The sequence below is a fragment of the Streptomyces sp. NPDC059850 genome (assembly GCF_042731515.1).
Lineage (GTDB): Bacteria > Actinomycetota > Actinomycetes > Streptomycetales > Streptomycetaceae > Streptomyces.
Map to the genome: position 1 here is coordinate 1 of NZ_JBHWJI010000151.1, position 2335 is coordinate 2335.

The following is a 2335-nucleotide window of genomic DNA, read 5'->3' on the forward strand; positions in this document are numbered from 1 at the left end:
CACCTCGGGCGCAGCCCGGAGGCGGGGGGCCGGGGGCGCAGCCCCCGGATACGGGAAGGGGCTGCCTCCACGCGCCCCGGGCGCTACCCGGAGACCGGGGGACCGGGGGCGCAGCCCCCGGGTTCGGGAAGGGGCGGGGTGGGGGAAAACTCCCCCGGCCCACCTCACGCCAGCGCCCCGGAGCGCAGCCCGGAGGCGGGGGGCCGGGGGCGGAGCACCCGTGGGGAACGCCCCCGGCGTCGTCAGTTGTGGGTGTGCAGGGCCTCGTTCAGGCCACCCCAGGAGCCGGTGCGCGGCAGGACCTCGACCGCACCGGTCGTGGAGTTCCGGCGGAAGAGGATGTTCGTGGCACCGGACAGCTCAAGGGCCTTGACGATCTTGCCGTCGGGAAGGGTCACGCGGGTGCCCGCCGTCACGTAAAGGCCCGCCTCGACGACGCAGTCGTCACCGAGGGAGATGCCGAGGCCCGCCTCGGCACCCAGCAGGCAGCGCTCACCGATCGTGATCGTCTGCTTGCCGCCACCCGACAGCGTGCCCATGATCGACGCGCCACCACCGATGTCGGACCCGTCGCCGACGACGACGCCCGCGCTGATGCGGCCCTCGACCATGGACGTGCCCAGCGTGCCCGCGTTGAAGTTGACGAAGCCCTCGTGCATGACGGTCGTCCCGGCGGCCAGGTGCGCACCCAGCCGCACGCGGTCGGCGTCACCGATACGGACACCGGCCGGAACAACGTAGTCCGTCATCCGCGGGAACTTGTCGACGCTCGTCACCGACAGGTGCAGACCCTCGGCGCGGGCGGCGAGCCGGGCGCGCTCGACCTGGTCGGCGGCGACGGGGCCGAGCGAGGTCCAGGCGATGTTGGCGAGCAGGCCGAACTGGCCGTCCAGGCTCAGCCCGTGCGGCTTGACCAGCCGATGGCTGAGCAGGTGCAGCCGCAGGTACACGTCATGCGCGTCGAGCGGCTTGTCGTCGATCGAGGCGATGACCGTGCGGACGGCGACGACCTCGACGCCACGGCGCGGGTCCGGGCCGAGCGCCTTGAGGGCGGGCTCGCCCAGGAGCTGGGCGGTGCGCTCGGCGTCGAGCCGTTCGGTTCCGGCCGGGCCGGGCGCGTCGGCCAGCTCGGGGGCCGGGAACCAGGTGTCCAGAACGGTGCCGTCCTCGGTGAGGGTGGCGAGCCCGGCGGCGACGGCGCCGGTGGTGCGGGTGGTGGTGGCTGCATCGGTCATGGTCAGCACGCTAACCGGAGGCGGGCCCCGGAGGCTAACCGGTCCCAGGGAACAGACACGGGCATGGCGCCCTCAGCCGGTGACCCGGGCGAACGCCGCCCGCGCCTCCTCCCGGTCGAACTCCCGCCCGGTCAGCAGGATCTGCAACAGCATCCCGTCGAACAGGGCGTTCACGGTCCGCGCGACATCCGCGTCGCCGGTACGCCGCTCCAGCAGCGCGGCCATCCGGTCCAGGAACGCGGCGGCGATCGGCCGCACCGAGGGGCGGCGCAGGGCGGCGAGATACAGCTCGTACTCCAGTTCCAGCCGCTTGCGGTCGCCCGTCAGCACCTGCCCCATCAACCACGCCACCTGATCCGCGAGCGGCGCCTCGGGGGGCGCGTCGCGCTCCCAGCGCTCGACGTCGGCCAGCCACTCGGCGTTGACCTGGTCGAGCGCGGCGACCAGCAGATCATCGAGGCTCGCGAAGTGATACGTGGTGGAGCCGAGCGGTACGTCCGCCTCGGCGGCCACGGCCCGGTGGCTGAGACCCGCGATGCCCCGCTCCCCCACCACCGCGATCGCGGCGTCGATGAGCCGCTGCCGCCGCTCGGGGTCGTACCGGCGCCCCATCAGTGGGCCCCGCCGAGGTTGAGCACGACGACTCCGGCGATCACCAGCAGCACCCCGATGACCCGCGCGGCGGTGACGGCCTCGCCGAGGAACACCATCCCGATCGCGGCGATGACGGCTGTCCCGGCCCCGGCCCAGACGGCGTACGCGGTGCCGACGGAGATCGTCTTGAGCGTCTGGGCGAGCAGCACGAAGGCGATCCCGTAGCCGACGGCCGTCGCGACCGAGGGCCAGAGCTTGCTGAAGCCCTCGCTGTACTTCATCGAGGTGGTCGCCAGAACCTCGGCGAGGATCGCACCGGAAAGCGTCAGGTATCCCATGCGTACGATCGTACACAACGATGCGTACGGGTGTACACAAAAAAGCCAGGACACATACGAAGCGGCCCCCCCGCCAGATGCGCGGGGGCCGCGTCGAAAACCCGAAAAGAGCCGAGAATAACACACAAGGTGAAGACCAGTGCCCACAGCTGCGAACGGCCGGCGTGC

3 protein-coding genes are annotated in these 2335 nt (G+C 72.2%); all 3 read right to left on the reverse strand.

Features of this window, described 5'->3' with window-relative positions; genetic code table 11:
- Window positions 1-242: 242 nt before the first annotated feature.
- Window positions 243-1235, reverse strand: coding sequence for a 2,3,4,5-tetrahydropyridine-2,6-dicarboxylate N-succinyltransferase (gene dapD, locus ACFV9T_RS42685; RefSeq protein WP_385449275.1), 993 nt, complete (start codon window positions 1233-1235; stop codon window positions 243-245).
- 72 nt (window positions 1236-1307) lie between these two features.
- Complete coding sequence (locus ACFV9T_RS42690) at window positions 1308-1847, reverse strand: TetR/AcrR family transcriptional regulator (RefSeq protein ID WP_385449278.1); 540 nt, start codon at window positions 1845-1847, stop codon at window positions 1308-1310.
- Complete coding sequence (locus tag ACFV9T_RS42695) at window positions 1847-2167, reverse strand: DMT family transporter (RefSeq protein ID WP_385449280.1); 321 nt, start codon at window positions 2165-2167, stop codon at window positions 1847-1849. The genes ACFV9T_RS42690 and ACFV9T_RS42695 overlap by 1 nt, the downstream gene beginning before the upstream one ends.
- Window positions 2168-2335: the final 168 nt, after the last annotated feature.